2 pseudogenes are annotated in these 1,105 nt (G+C 64.4%); both read left to right on the top strand.

What is annotated here, in order from left to right:
- Window positions 1–63: 63 nt before the first annotated feature.
- Window positions 64–297, top strand: a pseudogene (gene tnpB, locus EOB49_RS27625) (IS66 family insertion sequence element accessory protein TnpB); the annotation flags it as partial.
- A 38-nt stretch (window positions 298–335) separates the two neighbouring features.
- Window positions 336–1,105, top strand: a pseudogene (locus tag EOB49_RS27620) (IS66 family transposase); the annotation flags it as partial.

The raw sequence follows: 1,105 nt of genomic DNA, 5'->3' as shown, positions 1-1,105 counted from the left end.
CCACATAATCTCGCCCGACGCATAAGAACGGTTATGTGGCGCGCCACATAACCGTTCTCGGGCGCGGTCTACGTGTTCCGGGCCAAGCGGGCCGACCGCATCAAGCTCGTCTACTTCGACGGCACGAGCGTATGCTTGTTCGCCAAGCGGCTGGAGGATGGCAAGTTCTGCTGGCCGGGCGTTACCGACGGCGTCGTGCGACTGACGGCGGCACAGTTGCAGGCACTCCTGGAAGGCCTCGACTGGCGGCGGGTGCACGAGACGCGCGAGACGCGTGTTCCTATTGCGGCGAGCTGACCATCACATCGTTGCCAAATCACTATCCATGCTTGTTCGTGACCGACGCGGCCTCTGCCCTTCCCGACGATCCCTAACACGCTTCAGGCGATGCTTTTGGCCGCGCGTGTGGAGAATGAGAGGCTCCGCCAAATCATCAAGGGAGTTGCAGCGCTATCGCTTCGGGCGAAGGGCGGAGAGCCTGCCTGAGGACCAGCTTCTTCTGGGGCTGGAGGAAGCCGAGCAGGTAGAGGCGGAGGGCTTCGCCAGCGCGGAGCCGCAGACCCTGTAAAGCGGGATGCCCGGGCTCGCAAGCGCCGCGCCAACCGCGGCTCGTTACCCGCCCATCTGCCGCGCGTTGAGCAGGTAATCGATATAGCCGACAAGATCTGCCCGTGTTGCCGAGGCCAGTTGCATGTAATGGGCGAGGACCTCTCCGAACGTCTCGACATGATCCCCGCCCAGTTCCGGGTGATCGTCACCCGTCGACCGAAGTATGCCTGTCGCGCCTGCGAAGAGGTAGTGATCCAGGCGCCGGCTCCAGCCCGCCTGGTCCAGGGCGGCATTCCCACAGAGGCCACGGTGGCTCATGTGCTGGTGTCGAAGTATGCCGACCATCTGCCCCTGTATCGTCAGGCCCAGATCTACGCCCGCCAGGGCGTTAACCTCGACCGTTCGACGCTGGCCGACTGGGTCGGCAAGGCTGCCTTCCTCCTGAAGCCGGTGCATGAGCGGCTGGTCGAGCGGTTGAAGGCGCGGACAAGCTCTTTCGCCGACGAGACCACCGCTCCCGTACTCGATCCGGGCCGGGGGCGGACCAAGACGGGAC

Source organism: Mesorhizobium sp. M7A.F.Ca.MR.148.00.0.0 (assembly GCF_003997735.1).
In the GTDB taxonomy this organism is placed as follows: domain Bacteria; phylum Pseudomonadota; class Alphaproteobacteria; order Rhizobiales; family Rhizobiaceae; genus Mesorhizobium.
The sequence above is the reverse complement of the archived record's forward strand: the minus strand, read 5'-3'. Positions and strand labels throughout refer to the sequence as shown.